Source organism: Rhodococcus (subgen. Prescottella) equi (assembly GCF_003013675.1).
Taxonomy (GTDB): Bacteria; Actinomycetota; Actinomycetes; order Mycobacteriales; family Mycobacteriaceae; genus Prescottella; species Prescottella equi.
Genome location: NZ_CP027793.1, coordinates 5,077,401 through 5,097,656, shown reverse-complemented (window position 1 = coordinate 5,097,656; position 20,256 = coordinate 5,077,401). Strand labels below are relative to the sequence as shown.

The window sequence follows — 20,256 nt, the reverse complement described above, 5'->3', positions numbered from 1 at the left end:
GTCCGACGAATCGGCCGGCACTTCTGAACGCTAGCGGTGCCTCGTCCGGGGCTGTAGGGGGATTTGCCCCGTGGTGGCGGGTGGCCGCGCCGTGGGGGTCCCCGGCGGCGTCAGCTGTTGGGGGCGGCGTCGGATTCGGGGGCGAGGGTGAAGTAGTTCTCCTCTTCCTGGACGAAGTGCAACCGCAGCAGCGCGTGCAGTCCGTACAGGCACGCCAGTAGGTCGTCGACCTGGTCCGGGGTGATGCCGCCGGCCCCGTCGGCGCGAGTGAGGTGGGTGCGCAACCGACGGGCGAGGCGGTCGATCTCGGCGTGCATGCGGCTCATCGTCGCCGTCGCCTCCGCGTTGCCGAGGGGCGTGGCGAGCGCCGGATACAGCTCGCGGTCCTCAGCCTCCTCGTGGGGCAGGAGGGTGTCGAACAGGAAGGCGTCGACGCGGCGAAGCGCGGCGTGGGCGGCCTCGAGATCACCGGTTGCGAGCAGGTCGGCGGTGTCGCGCAGGATGGTGAGCTGGTCGCGGAGCTCGTCGTGCTCGGCGGAGAACCGATGCAGCATCGCCTCGGTGTCCTCGGGCAGCGGAACCTCCTCGGCCCGATCGCCGCCCAGCGCGCGCAGCGCGTTGAGGATCACCGCCACGTCGATGCCTTCCTGGAGCAGCGCACCGACCGCGGGTGGTAACAGGCCGAAGGCGGCGAAGCCCATGGCCACCAAGGACAATCCCATGCCGACGGCCGCGCTCTGCACCGCGATCCGCCGGGAGCGTCGCGCGATCGCCATGGCGTCCGCGAGGTGGTCGAGACGGTCCGTGGTGAGCACGACGTCCGCCGCCTCGGAGGTCGCCGTCGACCCGCGGGCGCCCATTGCCACGCCGACGGTCGCGGCCGCCAGGGCGGGTGCGTCGTTGACCCCGTCGCCGACCATGACGGTGACCGCTCGCTCCCGTTCCGCCCGCACCCCCGCCACCTTGTCGGCGGGGCTCTGTTCGGCGCGGACCTCGTCGAGGCCGAGGACCGCCCCGATCTCCTCCGCCGGTTCGCGGCGGTCCCCGGTGAGCATGACCAACCGGTTCAGGCCGGCGGCGCGGAGGCGCCGGAGGGTGCGGGAGGCGTCGCGGCGCACCGGGTCGATCAGCAGGATCGCGCCGGTCAGCCGGTCGTCGACGGTGACCCAGGCGACTGCCGCCCCGTCGAGGACGGCCCGTCCGTGCGCCGACCGGGCCCAGCCCGGAGCATCGTCCGGCAGGTTCAGGGTGCCGACGCTGACGCGATGTCCGTCGACGGTGGCGGTCACTCCGGTACCGGCCTCCTCGTCCACGTCGGTCGGCCGGGACAGGTCCAGGCCCCGCACCTTCGCCTCCTGCACGATGGCCTCGGCGAGCACGTGCGGTGACAGCTGATCGGCCGACGCGGCCAGGCGCAGCACCTCGGAGGCGTCACCGCCGGGCGCGGTGAGCACATCGGTCCCGGTGGGTCGGCCGGTGGTGAGCGTGCCGGTCTTGTCCATCACCAATGTGGTTGCATGCCCCAGATTCTCGAGCGCCCCGCCGTTACGGACCACGACGCCGCGGCGCGAGGCGCGGGACAGACCCGACACGATCGCGACGGGCGCGGCCAGCAGCAGTGGGCAGGGTGTGGCGACGACGAGAACGGCGACGGCGCGGGTCGCCGAGCCGCTGAGTAGCCAGGCGGCACCTGCCACGGCCAGCGCTACGGGTAGGAACCAGCCGGCGATGCGGTCCGCGACCCGGACGACGGGAGCGCTCTCGGCGGCGGCATCCTGGGCCAGGCGCACGATTCCGGCGTACGTACTCAGGTCCGCGGTGGTGCGCGCCTGCATCTCGAAAGCGCCACCGGCGTCGACCGTTCCGCTGCGAATCGCCTCGCCGCGTCGGCGCTGCACGGCGAGCGGTTCGCCGGTGAGTACGGACTCGTCGAGAACCGCCACCTCCGAGGTGACCCAGCCGTCGACGGGCACCACCTCGCCGGGACCGACGACGAGGGCGTCGCCGGCAACGACGGCTTCGAGCGGGACGGTATCGACGGTATCGCCGACTCGGCGTCGCGCGGTCCGTGGCGCATGGTCGAGCAGCGAGCGCAGGTCCTTGGTGGCGCGTCGTTCCGCGGCCGCGTCGAGGGCCTGGCCGGTCGCCAGCATCACCCCGATCAGTGCGCCCGCTAGATACTCCCCCACGAGAAGCGTGCCGACGAGCGAGAGCACGGCGATGAGATCGACGCCGACACGGCGGTGACGAAGGGCGTCGACCACCCACCACGTGGCGGGCACGATCGCGACGACGGTCCCGGCGATCCAGCACGCATCCGAGACGTCGCGCGCCCCCGAAAGCCAGGCGATGCCACCGGCCACGAGGGCCGCGAGCGTGACTGCCAGTAGGGCGGGTTCCCGCAGGCGGCGCAACAGTGCACGCCGCCTGGATCGTCCGTCGGACGCGGCATCCACCATGACGCTCCCAGGCTCTCGCGATGTCACCTCGACGGTACCGCGGCTGCATGCGTTGCCGGAGCAGACCGGTCAGTCGGGGCTGACGAGGTCGCCGTCCGGTTCCGTCGGTCTCCGCTGGGCCGCGGCGAAGGTCAGGGTGCCGTCGTCGACCGGGGTGTCGCGCAGGACCGCGACATCCTTGTAGTAGTCCATCTGCAGGTTCCAGGGGTCTTTTGTGCCGGCCTGCGGCCACAGGTCCAGGGAGCGTTGGACGTAGCCGGCAGCGAAGTCGAGCAGGGGGCGGGTGTCCATGCCCTCCTCGCGGTTCTCCGCGACGGCGACATCGGCGCCGCGCCGATCCATCTCGGTGAGCACTCGGCACAGGAACTCGGCCACCAGATCGACCTTCAGCGTCCACGGGGCATTCGTGTAGCCGACGGCGAACGAGAAGTTTGGGATGTCGGAGAGCATCGTGCCCTTGAAGGCCAGCCGCTCGGTGATGTCGACGGGTTCGCCGTCCAGTCGCAGTTCCACACCGCCGAGCGCCAGCAGGTCGAGTCCCGTCGCGGTGACCACGATGTCGGCGTCGAGGTGCCTGCCGGACTCGAGCGCGATACCGGTCTCGGTGAAGGTCTCGATCCGGTCGGTGACGACCGACGCCTTGCCCTTGCGGATCGTCGCGAACAGATCGCCGCCCGGTACGACGCACAGCCGCTGATCCCACGGGTCGTAGCGAGGATTGAAATGGGTGTCGACATCGAAACCCGACGGAAGCAGGCGCTTGTTGAGCCACCGGATGACGGCCCGGGCCTGCCGCGGAAACCGTTGACAGAGCTTGTAGATCCAGACGTTCTGGGCGATGTTCTTCTTCCGGGTGAGCCGATAGCCGCGCTCGTCGCCCAGCACGCGCCGGAACACACTCGACAGGGCGTCTTCGGCCGGCAACGGAATGATGTACGAGGGCGATCGCTGGAGCATCGTGACATGACCCGTGGCGTCCGCCATCGCCGGGATGAGCGTGACGGCGGTGGCCCCGGAGCCGATCACGACGACCTGCTTGCCGACGTAGTCCAGATCCTCGGGCCAGTGCTGTGGATGTACGAGTTGCCCGGCGAAGCGCTCGACGCCCGGCAACTGCGGGGTGTACCCCCGGTCGTAGTTGTAATAGCCGCTGGCGCAGAACAACCAGTTCGTCGTGAACGTCGCGGTCTCGTCGGTGTCACCGATCTGTGCGACCACGGTCCAGCGGGCATCGGATCGTGACCAGTCGGCACGGATCACCCTGTGGTGGTAGTGGATGTGCCGATCGAGGTCGTACTCACGGGCGGTCTCACGGATGTAGCCGAGGATGTCGGCGGCGGGTGCGAGCGCCTTGCGGCCCTTCCACGGCTTGAAGTCGTACCCGTAGGTCTGGACGTCCGAGTCGGAGCGAATGCCGGGGTAGCGGAACAGATCCCAGGTTCCGCCGGAAGCCGCGCGCGATTCCAGGATGGCGAGGGTCCGCTCGGGGTGCTCGCGACGCAGGCGGGCGGCGACGCCGATGCCGGACAGTCCGGCACCCACGACGAGGACGTCGACGTGCCGGGCAGTTCTCGCGTCGGTCTCGCTCATCGGGTCCTCCGGGTCGGCGTACGGTTGAACGGCGTCTGTACTGCACGTTAGCCCGATTCCGTAGGGTGGTGTGCGCAACGCGGCAACGGCTGCGTGGACGCCGTCCCGGACGCCGAGGGGCGCTGGGCGCGACCGAGTCGAGGAGGTACTTGTGCCCGAGACACCCGACATCGATCCGAGCGTGCCGCCGAGCGGCGCCGGATGCACCGAGTGCGACGCCACCGGCGGATGGTGGTTCCATCTGCGTCGGTGTGCCGCGTGCGGCCACGTCGGTTGCTGTGACTCCTCCCCGGCGCAGCACGCGAGCGCGCACGCGAAGGAGACCGGGCATCCGATCATCCGCAGCTACGAGCCGGGCGAGGCCTGGTTCTGGGACTACCGGACGCAGGGCCTAGCGGACGGTCCGGAACTGGCTCCCCCGCAGCATCATCCGCTGGATCAGACGGTGCCCGGACCCGCCGGTCGGGTGCCGGACGACTGGGCGGACCGGCTGCACTGACGGGACACCGATACGGTCGAGGAATGATCGAGGTTCCCGAGGCGCTCGTCGCTGCACAGCACAGGTACGGCGGTGCGTCCGGCCGGGCGTTCGTCGCCGCCCTCCCCCGGATCGCCGACGAGATGCTCGAGCGCTGGAACCTCCGCCCCGTCGGCCCTGCGATGCACGGCATGGCGGCGTTCGTGCTGCCGGTGACGGACGGTGACGAGCGGGCCGCCGTCCTGAAACTCCAGGCCGTCGACGAGGAAACCGTCGGCGAGTCGGTCGCGTTGCGGATTTGGGAGGGCGACGGCGCAGTCCGGCTGCTGGCGCACGACACCGACACCGGCGCGATGCTGCTCGAACGCCTCGACATCTCCCGGCACCTGTCGAGCGTCGCGGACACCCGCGCCGCGGTGAAGATCATCGCCGGACTCCTCGCGCGCCTCACCGCGCACACGGCACCGGACGGGTTGCGCCGGCTCGGCGACGTGGCATCCGCGATGTCGGCGCAGACGCCGTCGGCTGTCCGTCTGCTCGACGACCGAGGCGAACGGGATCTGCTGCTGGACTGCGCTGCGGCTGTGCGCGAGGTGATGGACGAGCCCGGAAACCAGCTGTTGCACTGGGATCTCCACTACGACAACGTCCTCGGCTCCGCGCGCGAGCCGTGGCTCGCAATCGATCCGAAGCCACTCGCCGGTGACCCCGGATTCGAGCTGCTGCCCGCCCTGACCGATCGGTTCGACGACGTGGACATCCGCTGGCGGTTCGACCTCATGACCGAGGCGCTGAGCCTGGATCGGGATCGTGCGCGAGCCTGGACGCTCGGGCGCATCCTGCAGAACGCTCTGTGGGACATCGAGGACGGCGAGCGGCGCCTGTCGCGGGACCAGGTCTCGATCGCACGCGTTCTGCTGCCCTGAATTACCATCCCCGCATGATGAGACGAATTGTGGGGATTGCCGCGTCGGTGGGAATCCTGGTGGGCCTGGGTAGCCAGGCTCCCGCAGCGGCGCAGCCGGAGCCGGTGGACGACCTGACGGCTGTCCGGACGGCGTTCGGCGCGGGACTGCCGGTCGGCGCGCTCACCCCGCAGTCGGTGCTGGAGACGCTGGGGCGGGTCGCCGCCGGCGTTCCGCGTGCCTCCTACTTCCCCCGTTCGGTGCAGCTGGCCGAGGGCGTGGTGCAGCCGTTCCTGTACGACACGTCGGCGTCCGACTGCCTGCTGCCCAACGCTCTCGGTGACGACTCGATCGGTGTCGCGCAGGCCATCGCCGGGCCGGCCGTCGACACGAGCCTGCCGACGCCGGTCATTCCGCCCGGGACGGTCAACGTGTTGTTCTCCGGGCTGGGTACGTCGACGTCCTCGCCGTTCCGCGGCGACCCGATGACGGTGTCGTGGATGAACCTGAACACGATGCGTTCGGGAACGGCACCGCTGTTCCAGGAGCGCCCCGCGGACGGTCCCCGCACACTGTCGAACACGGTCGAAACTGGAAGGGGCACGGTCGTTTTCCTGGTCTCGGGGAGCATGATCGACAACACCAGCCGGGATCTGCCGGCGTGCGACTTCGCTCCGGTCGTGGGGGTCGTGCAGGCCTGATGCCGTCGAGCCGCCCGCCGTCCGCTCGACGGCGGCCCGGCCCGGCCACATACTGAGGGTCCAGCCGAGGGTGTCGAATCCGGGAGGTGAGCGGGCCATGGCCGTGTACCGACAGAGGCTCGGCGACGTCGCTTACGAGTTCCACGGCCTCGTGGACCTGCTCGCCAAGGCGACGCCCCGCCGCTCGGGCGACGAACTCGCCGGGTGCGCAGCGCATTCGGACGCCGAACGAGCAGCCGCCCAGTGGTCCCTCGCCGAGGTGCCGCTACGCACGTTCCTCACCGAGTCGGTGGTGCCGTACGAGAGCGACGAGGTGACCCGGCTGATCCTCGACACCCACGACGTCGCCGCGTTCGCGCCGATCGCCCACCTCACCGTCGGCGGACTCCGCGATCACCTGCTCGCGGTCGCGGCACGCCCCGACTCGGCCGACGTCCTGGCGGCCCTCGCGCCCGGGCTGACACCGGAGACCGTCGCGGCCGTCAGCAAGATCATGCGGAACCAGGACCTCGTCGCGGTGTCCCGGGCGGCGACCGTGACCAGCGCGTTCCGGACCACCATCGGGCTGCCCGGGCGGTTGGCCACCCGGCTGCAGCCGAACCATCCCCTCGACGATCCACGCGGTGTCGCCGCGGCGATCCTCGACGGATTGCTACTGGGGTGCGGCGACGCCGTCGTCGGGATCAACCCGGCGAGCGATTCACCGCACGCCGTCTCCGATCTGCTGCACCTGCTCGACGACATCCGTGAGCGGTTCGAGATCCCCACCCAGTCGTGCGTGCTCACCCATGTCACGACGACGATCGACCTCATCGAGCGTGGCGCACCCGTCGATCTCGTGTTCCAGTCCGTCGCCGGAACCGAGGGCGCCAACCGCGGTTTCGGAGTGGATCTGACGCTGCTCCGGGAGGGCAACGAAGCCGGTCGGTCGTCGGGCCGCGGCACGGTCGGCGACAACGTCATGTATCTCGAGACCGGCCAGGGGTCGGCGTTGTCGTCGGGAACTCACCTGGGCACCGGCGGCCGTCCGGTGGACCAGCAGACGCTCGAGGCCCGCGCGTACGCGGTGGCGCGGGACCTGCGGCCGTTGCTGGTGAACACCGTGGTCGGCTTCATCGGTCCCGAATACCTCTACGACGGAAAGCAAATCGTGCGGGCGGGGCTCGAGGATCAGTTCTGCGGAAAGCTCCTCGGGCTGCCGATGGGGGTGGACGTCTGCTACACCAACCACGCCGAGGCAGACCAGGACGACATGGACACCCTGCTGACGCTGCTCGCGGTCGCCGGCACGGCGTTCGTCATCACGGTGCCGGGTGCCGACGACGTCATGCTGGGCTATCAGTCGCTGTCGTTCCACGACGCGCTGTACGTCCGGGAGGTCGCCCGGCTGCGTCCCGCGCCCGAGTTCGAGGCGTGGTTGCGCAAACTCGGGATGGCCGACGACACCGGGCGGATTCTTCCCGTAGACGTCGCGGCGTCGCCGTTGCGCGCCCTCGGCGGCGCCGCATGATCGATCCCTGGGACGACATCCGGCGGCACACTCGGGCTCGGATCGGTCTGGGCCGCAGCGGGAACGGAGTGCCGACCCGCCGTCACCTCCAGTTCGTCGCCGCCCACGCGGAGGCGCGGGACGCGGTGCACACAGCGCTCGACGTCGAGACGCTGGCGGAACGGATCCGCGATGTAGGCATCGGGGCCCCGCTGATCGTGCGGAGTGCGGCGGCCGACCGTGCCACATATCTGCGCCGACCCGATCTCGGCCGCATCCCGGAATCGGGAACGAAGTTGCCGCCCAATGCCTCCGACATCGGAATCGCACTGTGTGACGGGCTGTCCGCGACGGCGCTCGCGGCACACGGCCCCGGTCTGACGGCCGCGATCGTCCAGGCACTGCCGCGGCTGACGTTCGCTCCCCCGGTGATCGCCACACAGGCCCGGGTGGCGTTGGGGGACCACATCGGTGCACAACTCGGTGTCACGACGATGCTCGTGCTGATCGGGGAACGCCCAGGGCTGTCGGTCGCCGACAGCGTCGGCATCTATCTGACGCACCACCCGCGGCCGGGCCGCACCGACGCTCAACGTAACTGCGTCTCCAACGTCCATCCGCCGGACGGAATGACGTACGACCACGCGGCGCGGGTCGTCGCGGTACTCGTCGACGGGGCGCGGCGTATGGGGGCTTCCGGTATCGCACTCAAGGACTCGTCGCGCGATCCTGGCCTGACGGACACGGAACGGCCCGCGCTGTGAGAGCGCGGGCCGTTCCGAAGCGCAGTGACGTCAGCTGCTGAGCTTGGCGATCAGGTCGGCACGCTGACGCGCACCGAGACCCGAAACGCGGCGCGTCTCGGCGATGCCGACGGACTCGGCGATGTCGCGAGCCTTGATCTTGCCGACCTTCGGCAGGGATTCGAGCAGGTACAGCACCTTCGTCTTACCGACCAACTCGTCGGTGTCTGCCTTGTCGAGAACCTCCACCAGCGTCAGCTTGCCCGACTTGAGGCCTTCCCTCAGTTCGGAACGAGCCTTGCGCGACGCGGCGGCCTTCTCGAGGGCGGCGGCGCGCTGCTCGGGGGTCAACGTGGGCAATGCCATGATGTGCCTCTCTCTCGCGGTACCCGGAATGGACCTCAGGCTAGAACGCAATTGGGTTCCGCGCGCGCCAAGTTGGTCCCGCGTGTCGAGAAACTGGGGGTGTTCGTCTCATTTGCCCGTCCATTCGGGCTTCCGTTTCGCGAGGAATGCACTCATGCCCTCCTGTGCGTCGCACGTGACGGCGTTGTCGGCCATCGTCCGGGACATGAGTTCGTACGCCTCGTGCTGGGGCAGATCGATCTGGCGGTAGAACGCCTGCTTGCCGATCGCCAACGTGAGGGGGCTGGACTGGGCGATGCGGACGGCCAACTCATCTGTACGAACGTCCAGTTGCTCCGGCGCCACAACGATATTGACCAGACCCCAGTCTGCCGCTGTCGCGGCGTCGACCGTCTCGCCGGTGAGCAGCATCTGCATTGCCCGCTTGCGTCCCACTGCGCGGCTGAGCGCGACCATGGGCGTCGAACAGAACAGTCCGATCCGCACGCCCGGTGTCCCGAACACCGCGGTCGACGACGCCACGACGAGATCGCACGACGCGGCAAGCTGGCAGCCGGCGGCGATCGCCGGACCCTGGACTGCGGCGATCACCGGTTGCGGGATCGACTGGACGGTATCCATCATCTCTGTGCAGACCTCGAAGATCTCACGCTCCTCCTCGAGCGTTCGTCCGATCATCTCGGACAGATCGTGGCCGGCGGAGAACACGGGACCGGCCGCCGACAGCACCACGACACGGACGGCCTCGTCCTTGCCGAAGCCCTGCAGCGCGGCGGTGACCGCACGCATCATGCTGGTGGACAGCGGGTTCCGCTGGCCCGGCCGGTCGAGGTACAGACGCGCGACGCCCGTCCGGCCGTCGAAGCTCGTCCTGATCGGATCATCCATGCCGCACCTCTTCCCGCGAGTACTCGCAGCCCGATGCTACGACGTCGCGATTCCCCCTGCAGGCCCTGTACGTGCCGGATGGCCGGACACACCCCGGGTCGTTCCCGCGGCTGGCAGGATCGAGGGCGTGAGTATCGCGAATCTGACCCGCTCCGAGACCGCCGCGCGCTCGGCGGCCGTGACAGTCCGTGCCTATCGGGTGGAGTTGGACGTGTCGGACGCCCCCGACGAGACCGAGGCGGGCTTCCTGACCACGACCACGGTGGAGTTCGACGCCACCACCCCGGAGACGTGGCTGGACTTCCTCGGGCTCGAAGTGCGTTCGGTGATCGTCAACGGCCAGTTCATCGACGTCGAGTACGACGGCGCCCGCATCCCGCTGCACGGCCTGCGCCGCTCCAACACGGTGGTGGTGAGTGCAGTGGGCTGTTACAGCCGTTCCGGTGAAGGGCTGCACCGCTTCCGGGATCCGGTCGACGGAGCGACGTATCTGTACACACAGTACGAGCCGTCCGACGCGCGACGGGTGTTCGCGTGCTTCGAGCAACCGGACATGAAGGCGCCCTTCACGTTCGCGGTCATCGCACCGTCCGGCTGGGAGGTGGCGTCCAATCGTCCCGCCGCCATGGTGGAGGACGACGGCGATCGTCAGTCGGTGGAGTTCTCCCCCACTCTGCCCATCTCGACGTACATCACCGCGATCGTCGCCGGTCCCTACCATCGCGTCGAATCGCAATGGCGGCGAGGTGATCTCGACGTCCCGCTCGGGCTCCTGTGTCGCGCGTCGCTCGCCCGCTACCTGGATGCCGACACGATCTTCGAGGTGACCCGCCAGGGTCTCGACTTCTTCGCCGAGAACTTCGACTATCCGTACCCGTGGGGCAAGTACGACCAGGTGTTCGTCCCCGAGTACAACCTCGGTGCGATGGAGAACCCGGGTTGCGTCACGTTCACCGAGGCGTACGTGTTCCGGGGCGCCGCCACCGCAGCGCAGTACGAGGGTCGCGCCAACACGATCCTGCACGAGATGGCGCACATGTGGTTCGGCGACCTCGTGACGATGGTGTGGTGGGACGACCTCTGGCTCAAGGAGTCCTTCGCCGACTACATGGGTGCGCTCGCGAGCGCGGAGGCCACCGAGTGGACGGACGCGTGGGTCGCGTTCGCGAACCGGCGCAAGGCGTGGGCGTACTCGCAGGACCAGTTGCCCACGACGCACCCGATCGTCGCCGACATCGTCGACCTCGAGGCCGCGAAGCTGAACTTCGACGGCATCACGTACGCGAAGGGTGCCAGCGTTCTCAAGCAACTGGTGGCGTACGTCGGCCGGGATGCATTCTTCGAAGGAGCGCGCCGCTACTTCCGCAAGCACGTGTTCGGCAACACCACCCTCGCGGACCTGCTGTCGGAGTTGTCGGAGGCGTCCGGTCGCGACCTCGCCGCATGGGCGCAGGCATGGCTCCGGACGACCGGGGTCTCCACGTTGATCCTCGAGCGTGGCGTCGACGGCTACGAGATCGTGCAGACCGATCCTCGGCCGCACCGGATCGCCGTGGGTACCTACGACTTCGACGACTCGGGAAACCTCGTCCGACGCGATCGCGTGGAGCTGGACCTCGAGAATGAACGCACACCCGTCGAGTTGCCGGATGCACCCCTGCGCCTGCTCAACGACGGCGACCTCACGTACGCGAAGGTCCGGCTCGACGCCGATTCCCTCGCTACCGTCGAGCGTTCGCTGGACCGTGTCGTCGACCCGCTGACCCGGGGGCTGATCTGGTCGGCGCTGTGGAATGCCACCCGTGACGGCGAGCTCGCGCCCGAGCGCTATCTTGCGATGGCGCAGGCCTTCGCGCCGTCCGAGAGCAACACGGCGCTCACGGCAGCGGTCCTGGCGAATGCCGGATACGCCGTCGGGCACTATCTTCCGGACCCGACGCGCGACGAGTGGCGCGGCCGTTGGCTCGAATCGTGCTGGGCGGCGCTGTGGGATGCGCAGCCCGGTTCCGGCGCACAGTTGGCATGGGCACGGGCGGTGGCGGCGGCGGCCGTCGTCGACGATCGCTTCGCGGTGCAGATCCGTGCCGTGCTCGACGGCTCCGCGCCGGCGCCCGACGGGCTGCCGCTCGATCCGGACCTGCGCTGGGCGTTGTGGACCGCGCTGGCCGCCACGGGGCATGCCGACGCGGCGGATCTCGACGCCGAACTCGGCCGCGACGACACCGCGTCCGGACGCACTGCGCACCTGCGAGCGCTCACCGCACGCCCGCTCGCGGAGGTCAAGGACGAGGCCTGGCGGGCGGCGCTGGAGGATCCGGGGCTCAGTAACGACCAACTCGATGCCGTCATCGGCGGCTTCCGGGCCGGCGATCGCCGCGATCTGATCGGCTCGTACGACGACGGCTATTTCGCGGCGCTCCGCGACGTGTGGGCGACGCGGAGCATCGAGATCGCGCGTCGCATCGTGCTGGGTCTGTTCCCGTCGTCGGAGTCGCTCGATCCGGTGGATACCTGGCTGACGGCGAATACCGACGCTCCGGGAGCGCTCCGCCGCCTGGTTGTCGAACAGCGCGATCACCTGGCCCGCGATCTGCGGGTGCGGGGGCTCGGTGTTAACGACGTGTGACGTCGTTTTTACGCGCGGGTGCCTGAGCGTTTCCATTCTGTAATGGATTGCGATTCAAGGCTTTCACCGCTTGGAATCCGTTGTCGCCGTCCGCTACACATGCAGTGGCGCCGAGAACGGCGACTGAGACGAAGCACCAGCTTCACGGGAACAAAGGGGAAGACAATGGGTTCTGAGGAGTTCGCTACGGCTCTGGGTTCGGTCGACTTCGATCAGGTTGTCGCAGGTGCGGAAGCGGTGGGGGCTTTCGCCGGTCTGATCGCAGCCCTCGGGGCGTTCGCCGCGCTGCTCGTCTAGCGAGTGTGGCCGGGAGCCGGCCGACTCGTGTAGGGCCCGAAGCCGCTCGTCGACTTCGGGCCCTACACGTATTCGACCTCAGGTGCGTTCGACCAGTCTCTCGTATCGCTGCCGCGCCGCTTGGGTGCTGCCGAGTCCCAACCCGAATGCGATTTCTCGCCAAGTCATTCCGCGCTGGCGAGCAATGCCGAGGAACAGCGCCTCGAGCTGGTCCATCTCCGCGCGAGCCTTGGGGAACAGTCCGAGGGCCGCGGTGATGTCGGCGTCGTCGACATCCGGTTCGCCGGGCTCGGGGGTGTGAACGCCGCCCGCCAGCGCGGCCACGACCCGGATGGCACCCAGGGGTTCCAGGATTTCGGGGTGTGACTGACGCGCCCGCTGTTCGGGGGTGGCGCCGTGGCGTTCGATGATCCGGAACAGGGCCGAGTACTCGCGGTGGGCACGCTCGCGGCTGGGGTTGGGTGGAGTGAAATCCTCGGAGGTCATGCTTCGAGGGTCCATTGAAGACTCCCTGTTGTCAACGAAATATTGACAACAAGGTGTTCACGTCATATCGGCGCCACATGTAATGCGGACCGCCCCTGTGCGATGAAACCGGCATGAAATTAACAAAAGGGACGGTCGGCTCTGTTGTGGCCGGTACGGCGCTCTCGGCACTCGTTCTCGGCGTGCCGACGGCCGCGGCCGACGTCGTTCGGGTGGATGCCCATCCCGGACTCAGCTACACGTGGACCCCGGAGCGTGGCTTCGAGGAGAAGTTCGGAACCAACTGCATCTATGCGGTGACCGCGGAAACGACGTGGCAGAACCCCGTCTCGTTCTTCGACTTCCAGAAGGCCACGATCCTGCCGAGCCCGCTGGCGCCCGTTCTGAACGGCACGGCCACAGTCGGGTGGATTCCGCGCACCCCCGGTGACCATCGGATCGTGGCGTACCACACGTCGGCGGGCGGTCCCGACGTGACAGTTCCGGTGGGAACGGGAATCCCATTGGGTCCGGCCTGTTTCGTGCTTCCATGAGTCCGGTGGCACTCGTCAACCTGCCTGCCTTCCCGGCTTCGGGTCGTGCCCGGCGCGCATGCTCGCGACGGCGTTGACGGCGAGCAGGACGAGGAACGCGGTGACCGGTGCGGTCCACGATCCGGTGGCGTCGTGCAGGATCGACGCCAGGATCGGTCCGGTCGCCGCGATCAGGTAACCGCCCGTCTGCGCCACCGTCGACAGCGCGGCCACGTGGTCCGGGGTACGCCCGCGTCGGGCGTACAGCACTCCGGCAACGGCTTGACCCGCGCCGAGCCCGATACCGAGGATCAACGCCCATACGACCGGCACGGAGTCGGGCGCGATGAGCAAGCCGGCGAAGCCCGCGGCGCACACCGCGACTATCGCCAGGATGTGAGGTCGCTGGTCCACGCTCGCGGCTGCGAGGATCGGTGCCACCAGTCCTCCCCCGGCGACGCCGACGATGAACAGCGCCTGCATGTTTCCGGCGCTGCCGTCGGCCAGCCCGGCGGCGACCAGGATGGAGGGCAGCCAGGCGAGCGTCGCGTAGAAGAGCAGCGTCTGGATGCCGAAGAAGATCGTCGAACTCCATGCGGTCCACGTGCGCAGCACTTTCGGCCGGTCGTGGGCCGTCGCCCCCGCGTGGGTGCCGGGCCGACTCGCATGCCGCAGTTGTGGGACGGTTCCGACGAGCGCCAGGAGCGCGGGAATCACCGCGAGTCCGATTGCCGGCGGCCATGATTCGCCCGACACGCGCCACACGGGAATCATCAGCGCCGCGATCACAGCGGAGCCGGCGCCCATCGACATGGCGTAGACACCCATCATCACGCCGGTCCGTTCGGGCGCGAACCGCTTGCGTACGAACACCGGCACGAGCACGTTCACCACCGCGGTCGCGAGGCTCACGATCACGGTGCCGGCGATCAGCCCGGGCATACCCGCCATCCGGACCAACGCTCCCACGAGGAGCACGGCGCCGGCGGCGAACAGGGCGCGCTCCTCGCCGAGGCGTCGGCGAGCGACGACGGCGAGCGGCGCGAACAGTCCCATCACCAACGGGGGGATCAGCCCGAGCAGTGTGACGGTGGCGGCGTCGAACCCGGCAACCGGGGCCAGTGGGCCGATCTGACCGAAAGCGACGCGGGTGTTCGCGCTGATCAGGACGAAACCGGCGACCAGCAGCATCATCGAGGCGCCGACGCCTGCGCGGGAGGTCGCGGCCGGTGCGGCACCGGACTGCAGAGACTGCACTGAGCGTTCCTTTCCGAGGAGTAGGCTCACAGCGTCCACACTCAAGTGGGCTTGAGCGCAAGTCGGAGGTGTCGCATGCCCGACGACCTCTTCTCGATCACCGACGTCGCGCACGCCTTCGGACTGTCCGTGCCGGCGCTGCGGTACTACGAGGAGCGCGGTCTCATCGAGGCGTCGGAGCGTCGCGGGCGCGTCCGCTACTACAGCCGCGACGATCTCGGCCGGCTCGCCTACATCCAGTTGTGGCACGAGGACGGGATGCTCTCGCTCGCCGATACCCAGGCGATCGTCGACTCGGACACGGTGGCGGACCGCAGCAGGTTGATCGAGGACCAGGCCGCCCGGATGCGTGAGCGCATCAGTCATCTGTCCCGGGCGGTCGCGGTGCTCGAACACATGCTCGGCTGCCGCACCGACCGGGCGCGCGACTGCCCTACCACCGGCGGGTACATCCGGGCCCGGGTCGACGCGGCCCTGTCCGGTGAGGACTTCGCGGACGACTTCCTGCCCAAGGCTTCCGAACCGTGAGCACCTCGCTCGTGAACCCCGGCCTCGCGCTGTTCGTCCTGTGCGCGGTCATGGTGGGTCTGGCCGCCGTCGTGTATCGCTTCGCCGGGCTCGGCAACCCGCTGACCGCGCCGTGGGCCGCGGTGCGTGGCGCGCTGCAACTGGCCGCGGTGTCGCTGATCCTGGCGGCGGCGCTCGCGCACCTGTGGTCGTCGTTGCTGGTGCTCGCGGTGATGTTCGTGGCGGCGGCGTTCACCGCGGCGCGGCGCTCGCGGGCGGGCCGGTCGGCGGTATGGCTGGCGTCGGCGTTGGCCGTCGGTGTCGGGCTGGTGGTTCCTCTCATGCTCGTCAGTGGTGTGGTGCCGCTCGAGGGGGTGGCACTGGTGCCGATCGGCGGCATCGTCCTGGGTAACGCGATGACCGCGACGGCGCTTGCCGCCAAACGCGGCCTCGACGCGATCGAGCAACGCTGGGGAGAGGTGGAAGCTGCACTCAGCCTGGGGTTGAGCACGCGGGACGCCCGGATGGAGGTGGTCGGGTCGGCCGCCGCGGATGCTCTGCTGCCGGGCCTCGACCAGACCAGGACCGTGGGCCTGGTGACGCTGCCCGGAGCGTTCGTCGGCGTGCTGCTCGCGACCGGATCCGCCGTGCAGGCCGGTGCCGTGCAGATCCTCGTCCTCGTCGGTCTTCTGCTCGCACAGACGTGCGCGGTCGCCACCACGATCGAGTTGGTGGCGCGCGGCGCCGTCCACCGGCCGCGGACCTCCGGTCTCCACCACCCCTGAGTCCCCCTCTCCCCCGCGTTTCGCGCACTTGTCGCGCATTCCGGGGCGTTTTCCTCGCGCTAAGTGCGCGAAACGCGAAGGGGGCGGGAAGGGGAACAGTCGATGAATGCTCGGTACGTTTCACGATTCTTGTTGAACGTGCGTCCGAATTGCGTTGTGATCCGGGGGTGTTCGAGAACAACGACATCGCTGGGGTGACTCGCCGCGGGGTGCTGCGCGGCTCGATGGTGCTCGCAGGGGCCGGAATCGCCGCCGCGGCAGCGGGACGGGCGTCGGCGGCCACACCGGCACCGGGTTTCGTCCACGGGGTGGCATCCGGTGACCCGCTCCCCGACCGCGTGATCATCTGGACGCGCTTCACCCCGACGGCCGACGCGCTACCGGGATCCGCTGCCGGGCCCGCCGTCCCGGTCACCTGGCAGGTCGCGACCGACGCGGGATTCGCGACGCTCGTTCGCAGCGGCACGGTCACCGCCGGTCCGGAGACCGACCACACGGTGAAGGTCGACGTCACCGGGTTGCGCCCCGGCACCGGATACTTCTACCGGTTCACCGGACTCGGCATCGTCTCCCCCGTCGGACGCACCCGCACGGCGCCGGCCGCGGACGCCGACATCGCCCGCCTGCGTTTCGGCGTCGTGTCGTGCTCCAACTGGGAGGCAGGGTACTTCGCGTCGTACCGGCACCTCGCCGAACGGGACGACCTCGATGCGATTCTCCACCTCGGCGACTACATCTACGAGTACGGTCGCGGCGAGTACGGGGCCCGCGGCGGTTCGGTGCGCCTGCACGACCCGGCCCACGAGATCGTCTCGCTCGCCGACTACCGAATCCGGCACGCGCAGTACAAGACCGACCCCGATCTCCTGGCGTTGCACGCGAAGCTGCCGTTCATCGCGACGTGGGACGACCACGAATCGGCAGACAACTCGTACGACGGCGGCGCCGAGAACCACGATCCGGCCACCGAGGGGGACTGGGGTGCGCGCAAGGCCGCGTCGACCCGGGCCTACTTCGAGTGGATGCCGGTGCGGGTCCACGGGACCGGGTCCGACGCCGCACTGTACCGGCGCTTCCGGTTCGGCACGTTGGCGGAACTGTCGATGCTCGACCTGCGCACCTATCGTGACGAACCGGCATTCGCCGGCGCCGGATGGCGCAAGGTCGACTCCCCCGACCGGACGATTACCGGTCGCGCGCAAATGGATTGGTTGACGAGCGGCGTCGTGACCGCGTCGACCCGGTGGAAGATCGTGGGCAACCCGGTGATGATCACACCGTGCGTCTTTCCGCCCCTGGACAATCGGACGATGAGTGCGATCACGCAGATGATCGGCGTGCCCGACGCCGGCATCCCCTACAACACCGACCAGTGGGACGGCTACACCGCCGACCGTCGACGCCTGTTCGACGCCATCACCGCGAACGGGGTGCGCAACACGGTGTTCCTCACCGGGGACATCCACACGTCGTGGGCGTGCGACCTACCGGTGGACGCCGCGAACTACCCGGCCGCGGGCACGGTCGGCACCGAGTTCGTCGTGCCGTCGGTGACGTCGCCGAACATCGACGACATGTTGAAGGTGCCGCCTCGCACCGCGACCGTGGCCGCGGAAGAGGCGTTCAAGGCGTTCAACCGTCACGTCCGGTACGTCGAACTGGATTCGCACGGTTACGGTGTGTTCGAAGTGAACGAAGCTGCGGCGCAGATGGACTGGTTCTACGTATCCGACCCCACCGATCCGCGCGGGATCGTCCGGCACGCGATGAGCTACCGCGTCGCCGACGGCACGCAGCAGGCGCATCCCGTCGCAGGACCGCTCGCGCCCTGACCCGTCAACCGTCGACCGGGAGCCCGAACTGCCGAGCTCGCCGCAGCACGGCCTTGGCTGCGGCCAGCCGGGGCACGTCCGCGCCGGAAGCGACGTGTTCGCCGTGCGCGCCCAGGCGGTCGATCGTCGCTGCCGCGGAATCGATCTCGGCGAGAGTGGGGGAGAGTGCATCGTTGATGACTGCGGCATCGGCCGGCCGCACGGCGAGTCTTCCCGTCATCCCCAGTTCGGCTGCACCGCGGGTGTCGAGCGCCACCGCTTCCTCCCGTGCGCTGGGACCGTCGATCGGCCCGGGCAGCCCGGCGGCGCGGCTTGCCACCACCAGTCGGGACCGCGCGTACGCCAACGCGGCAGGGGTGTTCGCCACGCCGGTGTCGTGTCGGAAGTCGCCGACACCGAAGGCCAGGCGGACCGCAGGTCCGGCGGCGGCGATCTCGACCGCGCGGGTGAGTGCGAGCGCGGACTCGATCATCGGCACGATCGGGAGCCCGGGCAGTTCGCGTGCCGTCGTGCGTACGTCCTCGGCGGATTCGGCCTTCGCGAGCACCACACCGAGTACCCCGGGAGTGCCCCGCACCACCTCGACGTCGAGAGCGTGCTGGCCGGAGTTCATGTCCCCGATGCGGACCCAGGACGGGTTGTCGGACAGCCACTCCCGTACCAGCTGTCGCGCGAAGCTCTTGCGAGCGAACGGCACTCCGTCCTCGAGGTCGACGACGAGGCAGTCCGCTCCGGCGCGGGCGGCGGCGGACAACGCGTCCTCGCCCACCGCCGCCGCCAGGAGCCAGGATCGCGCCGCGGCAGTGCGGGTCTCGGGGTTCTCCGCGGCCAGGGTCACAGCGCGACGTACTTCGTCTCGAGGTACTCCTCGATGCCCTCGGTGCCGCCCTCGCGGCCGAAACCCGAGTGCTTGACGCCACCGAACGGGGCGGACGCGTCCGACAGGATGCCCCGGTTGACGGCGACCATGCCGGTGTCGAGAGCGGCCGCGACCCGCATCGCCCGATCCATGTCGCGGGTGTAGAAGTAGGAGGCCAGACCGTACTCGGTGTCGTTCGCGGCCGCGATGCCCTCCTCTTCGGTGTCGAATCCGGAGACGGTCGCGACGGGCCCGAAGATCTCTTCGCGCAGCACTCTCGCGTCCGCGGGGATGCGGTCGAGCAGTGTCGGTGCGTAGAAGAATCCCGGACTCTCCGGGGCGAAACCGCCGGTGCGGACACGGGCACCGCGAGCGACGGCGTCGGCCACGAGGTCGGACACGACGTCGCGTTGGTCCGCGTTGACGAGCGGTCCGACGTCGGTGGTCGGATCGATGCCCGGGCCCGTGCGCAGCGCGGAGATCCGTGCGCTCAGCTTCTCGGTGAACTCCTCGATGACCGCGTGCGCGACGTGGAACCGGTTGGCGGCCGTGCAGGCCTGCCCGCCGTTACGCATCTTCGCGGCCATGGCACCGTCCACCGCGGCATCGACGTCGGCGTCCTCGAACACCACGAACGGTGCGTTGCCGCCGAGTTCCATCGAGGTCCGGAGGAGCTGGTCGGCGGCATTGCGCACCAACAGCTTTCCGACCGGCGTCGAGCCCGTGAAGGTCACCTTCCGCAGGCGGGGATCCTGCATGAGTGGCCCGGACAGTGCCGACGCGTTCGACGTCGGCAGGATCGACAGCACGCCGTCGGGCAGCCCGGCCTCGGCGAACACCTCACCGAGCAGCAGCATCGTCAGGGGTGTCTCCTCGGCCGGCTTGACGATGATCGTGCATCCCGCCGCGACGGCCGGCGCGATCTTGCGGGTTCCCATGGCCAGCGGGAAGTTCCACGGGGTGATCGCCAGTACCGGGCCCACCGGGACCTTGGTGACCAGGATCCGTCCGTTGCCGCCCGGCGCCGCGCCGAACCGTCCGCCGACGCGGACGGCCTCCTCCGCGAACCATCGCAGATACTCGGCTCCGTAGGCGACCTCGCTGCGCGCCTCACCGATGGCCTTGCCCATCTCGAGTGTCATGACGGTCGCGAAGTCCTCGCTGCGCCTGCGCACCGACTCGAAGGCGGCGCGCAGGATCTCACCGCGCTCCCGCGGCGCGGTGGCCGCCCACCGAGCCTGGGTTCTCGACGCGAGATCGAGGGCGCGGCGGCCGTCGTCCGGGCTCGCGTCGGCGACGTGGGTGAGGACGCTGCCGGTCGCAGGGTTGTGCACCGGGAAGGTGGCGCCGGTGGATGCGGGGGTCTGCCGGCCGCCCACCCACAGGTCGGTGGGCACGGAGTCGACGATGCTGTCGGGGGTGGTGAGGATCGTCATCGAGTCATCTTTCGAGAGTTCGCCTGCGGAGATACGGGTT

General features: G+C 69.4%; 19 protein-coding genes. 11 read left to right on the top strand and 8 right to left on the bottom strand.

Annotation, left to right across the window (positions count from 1 at the left end; genetic code table 11):
- Positions 1–110: 110 nt before the first annotated feature.
- Both C7H75_RS23635 and C7H75_RS23630 read right to left on the bottom strand, forming a co-directional pair.
- Positions 111–2,459: a heavy metal translocating P-type ATPase gene (locus C7H75_RS23635; protein ID WP_106851921.1), complete on the bottom strand. Its 2,349-nt coding sequence runs from the start codon at positions 2,457–2,459 to the stop codon at positions 111–113.
- 69 nt (positions 2,460–2,528) lie between these two features.
- Positions 2,529–4,049 carry a flavin-containing monooxygenase gene (locus C7H75_RS23630; protein ID WP_084848350.1) on the bottom strand — a complete coding sequence of 507 codons (1,521 nt, stop codon included), beginning with the start codon at positions 4,047–4,049 and terminating at the stop codon, positions 2,529–2,531.
- A gap of 151 nt (positions 4,050–4,200) precedes the next feature.
- Here C7H75_RS23630 and C7H75_RS23625 point away from each other — a divergent pair, with 151 nt between their 5' ends.
- The 5 genes from C7H75_RS23625 (at position 4,201) to eutC (ending at position 8,386) form a co-directional block, all read left to right on the top strand.
- On the top strand, positions 4,201–4,548 hold the full coding sequence (locus C7H75_RS23625) for a UBP-type zinc finger domain-containing protein (protein ID WP_005516798.1): 348 nt from the start codon (positions 4,201–4,203) through the stop codon (positions 4,546–4,548).
- A gap of 23 nt (positions 4,549–4,571) precedes the next feature.
- Positions 4,572–5,453 (top strand): aminoglycoside phosphotransferase family protein, encoded by an 882-nt coding sequence (locus tag C7H75_RS23620; protein ID WP_106851920.1) that lies wholly within the window; start codon positions 4,572–4,574, stop codon positions 5,451–5,453.
- Between the two features lie 14 nt (positions 5,454–5,467).
- Complete coding sequence (locus C7H75_RS23615) at positions 5,468–6,133, top strand: Rv1157c family protein (RefSeq protein ID WP_064059465.1); 666 nt, start codon at positions 5,468–5,470, stop codon at positions 6,131–6,133.
- 97 nt (positions 6,134–6,230) lie between these two features.
- Entirely contained in the window at positions 6,231–7,643 is a 1,413-nt protein-coding gene (locus tag C7H75_RS23610) for an ethanolamine ammonia-lyase subunit EutB (RefSeq protein WP_106851919.1), read from the top strand.
- On the top strand, positions 7,640–8,386 hold the full coding sequence (gene eutC / locus C7H75_RS23605) for an ethanolamine ammonia-lyase subunit EutC (protein ID WP_013417595.1): 747 nt from the start codon (positions 7,640–7,642) through the stop codon (positions 8,384–8,386). Before C7H75_RS23610 ends, eutC begins: the two co-directional genes overlap by 4 nt.
- 30 nt (positions 8,387–8,416) lie before the next feature.
- Here the strand turns inward: eutC and mihF are convergent, their stop codons facing one another.
- Together mihF and C7H75_RS23595 are read right to left on the bottom strand one after the other, a co-directional pair.
- Complete coding sequence (gene mihF / locus C7H75_RS23600) at positions 8,417–8,731, bottom strand: integration host factor, actinobacterial type (RefSeq protein WP_005516808.1); 315 nt, start codon at positions 8,729–8,731, stop codon at positions 8,417–8,419.
- 108 nt (positions 8,732–8,839) lie between these two features.
- Complete coding sequence (locus C7H75_RS23595) at positions 8,840–9,619, bottom strand: enoyl-CoA hydratase (protein WP_005516812.1); 780 nt, start codon at positions 9,617–9,619, stop codon at positions 8,840–8,842.
- Between the two features lie 127 nt (positions 9,620–9,746).
- Here C7H75_RS23595 and pepN point away from each other — a divergent pair, with 127 nt between their 5' ends.
- Together pepN and C7H75_RS26385 are read left to right on the top strand one after the other, a co-directional pair.
- Positions 9,747–12,245, top strand: a complete 2,499-nt coding sequence (gene pepN / locus C7H75_RS23590) for an aminopeptidase N (RefSeq protein WP_106851918.1) — start codon at positions 9,747–9,749, stop codon at positions 12,243–12,245.
- 165 nt (positions 12,246–12,410) lie between these two features.
- Positions 12,411–12,542 (top strand): hypothetical protein, encoded by a 132-nt coding sequence (locus C7H75_RS26385; RefSeq protein WP_005516815.1) that lies wholly within the window; start codon positions 12,411–12,413, stop codon positions 12,540–12,542.
- A gap of 78 nt (positions 12,543–12,620) precedes the next feature.
- On the opposite strand, the gene C7H75_RS23585 is transcribed toward C7H75_RS26385, so the two are convergent.
- Positions 12,621–13,028: a DNA-binding protein gene (locus tag C7H75_RS23585; protein ID WP_106851917.1), complete on the bottom strand. Its 408-nt coding sequence runs from the start codon at positions 13,026–13,028 to the stop codon at positions 12,621–12,623.
- A gap of 146 nt (positions 13,029–13,174) precedes the next feature.
- Here C7H75_RS23585 and C7H75_RS23580 point away from each other — a divergent pair, with 146 nt between their 5' ends.
- On the top strand, positions 13,175–13,561 hold the full coding sequence (locus C7H75_RS23580; RefSeq protein ID WP_084924328.1) for a hypothetical protein: 387 nt from the start codon (positions 13,175–13,177) through the stop codon (positions 13,559–13,561).
- 15 nt (positions 13,562–13,576) lie between these two features.
- Here the strand turns inward: C7H75_RS23580 and C7H75_RS23575 are convergent, their stop codons facing one another.
- The gene (locus C7H75_RS23575) at positions 13,577–14,797 is read right to left on the bottom strand and encodes an MFS transporter (RefSeq protein ID WP_106851916.1); all 1,221 of its coding nucleotides are present in this window, start codon (positions 14,795–14,797) and stop codon (positions 13,577–13,579) included.
- A 75-nt stretch (positions 14,798–14,872) separates the two neighbouring features.
- Between C7H75_RS23575 and C7H75_RS23570 the strand changes: the two genes are divergently transcribed.
- The 3 genes from C7H75_RS23570 to C7H75_RS23560 all read left to right on the top strand — a co-directional run bounded on the left by C7H75_RS23570 (position 14,873) and on the right by C7H75_RS23560 (position 17,921).
- On the top strand, positions 14,873–15,325 hold the full coding sequence (locus C7H75_RS23570) for a MerR family transcriptional regulator (RefSeq protein ID WP_005516819.1): 453 nt from the start codon (positions 14,873–14,875) through the stop codon (positions 15,323–15,325).
- The gene (locus tag C7H75_RS23565) at positions 15,322–16,089 is read left to right on the top strand and encodes an ABC transporter permease (protein ID WP_022598508.1); all 768 of its coding nucleotides are present in this window, start codon (positions 15,322–15,324) and stop codon (positions 16,087–16,089) included. Before C7H75_RS23570 ends, C7H75_RS23565 begins: the two co-directional genes overlap by 4 nt.
- Positions 16,090–16,313: 224 nt before the next feature.
- Complete coding sequence (locus tag C7H75_RS23560) at positions 16,314–17,921, top strand: alkaline phosphatase D family protein (protein ID WP_175280073.1); 1,608 nt, start codon at positions 16,314–16,316, stop codon at positions 17,919–17,921.
- Between the two features lie 4 nt (positions 17,922–17,925).
- On the opposite strand, the gene C7H75_RS23555 is transcribed toward C7H75_RS23560, so the two are convergent.
- Together C7H75_RS23555 and C7H75_RS23550 are read right to left on the bottom strand one after the other, a co-directional pair.
- A complete protein-coding gene (locus tag C7H75_RS23555; protein ID WP_064079117.1) occupies positions 17,926–18,759 on the bottom strand; it encodes an HpcH/HpaI aldolase/citrate lyase family protein in 834 nt (277 codons plus the stop codon).
- On the bottom strand, positions 18,756–20,216 hold the full coding sequence (locus C7H75_RS23550; RefSeq protein ID WP_022598502.1) for an NAD-dependent succinate-semialdehyde dehydrogenase: 1,461 nt from the start codon (positions 20,214–20,216) through the stop codon (positions 18,756–18,758). Before C7H75_RS23550 ends, C7H75_RS23555 begins: the two co-directional genes overlap by 4 nt.
- Positions 20,217–20,256 lie beyond the last annotated feature (40 nt).

Excerpts from the sequence above, each read along its gene's own strand:
- C7H75_RS23635 (WP_106851921.1), bottom strand. The coding sequence starts at position 2,459 with ATGGTGGATGCCGCGTCCGACGGACGATCCAGGCGGCGTGCACTGTTG.
- C7H75_RS23630 (WP_084848350.1), bottom strand. The coding sequence starts at position 4,049 with ATGAGCGAGACCGACGCGAGAACTGCCCGGCACGTCGACGTCCTCGTC.
- C7H75_RS23620 (WP_106851920.1), top strand. The coding sequence starts at position 4,572 with ATGATCGAGGTTCCCGAGGCGCTCGTCGCTGCACAGCACAGGTACGGC.
- C7H75_RS23615 (WP_064059465.1), top strand. The coding sequence starts at position 5,468 with ATGATGAGACGAATTGTGGGGATTGCCGCGTCGGTGGGAATCCTGGTG.
- C7H75_RS23610 (WP_106851919.1), top strand. The coding sequence starts at position 6,231 with ATGGCCGTGTACCGACAGAGGCTCGGCGACGTCGCTTACGAGTTCCAC.
- eutC (WP_013417595.1), top strand. The coding sequence starts at position 7,640 with ATGATCGATCCCTGGGACGACATCCGGCGGCACACTCGGGCTCGGATC.
- mihF (WP_005516808.1), bottom strand. The coding sequence starts at position 8,731 with ATGGCATTGCCCACGTTGACCCCCGAGCAGCGCGCCGCCGCCCTCGAG.
- C7H75_RS23595 (WP_005516812.1), bottom strand. The coding sequence starts at position 9,619 with ATGGATGATCCGATCAGGACGAGCTTCGACGGCCGGACGGGCGTCGCG.
- C7H75_RS26385 (WP_005516815.1), top strand. The coding sequence starts at position 12,411 with ATGGGTTCTGAGGAGTTCGCTACGGCTCTGGGTTCGGTCGACTTCGAT.
- C7H75_RS23585 (WP_106851917.1), bottom strand. The coding sequence starts at position 13,028 with ATGACCTCCGAGGATTTCACTCCACCCAACCCCAGCCGCGAGCGTGCC.
- C7H75_RS23570 (WP_005516819.1), top strand. The coding sequence starts at position 14,873 with ATGCCCGACGACCTCTTCTCGATCACCGACGTCGCGCACGCCTTCGGA.
- C7H75_RS23560 (WP_175280073.1), top strand. The coding sequence starts at position 16,314 with ATGGTGCTCGCAGGGGCCGGAATCGCCGCCGCGGCAGCGGGACGGGCG.
- C7H75_RS23550 (WP_022598502.1), bottom strand. The coding sequence starts at position 20,216 with ATGACGATCCTCACCACCCCCGACAGCATCGTCGACTCCGTGCCCACC.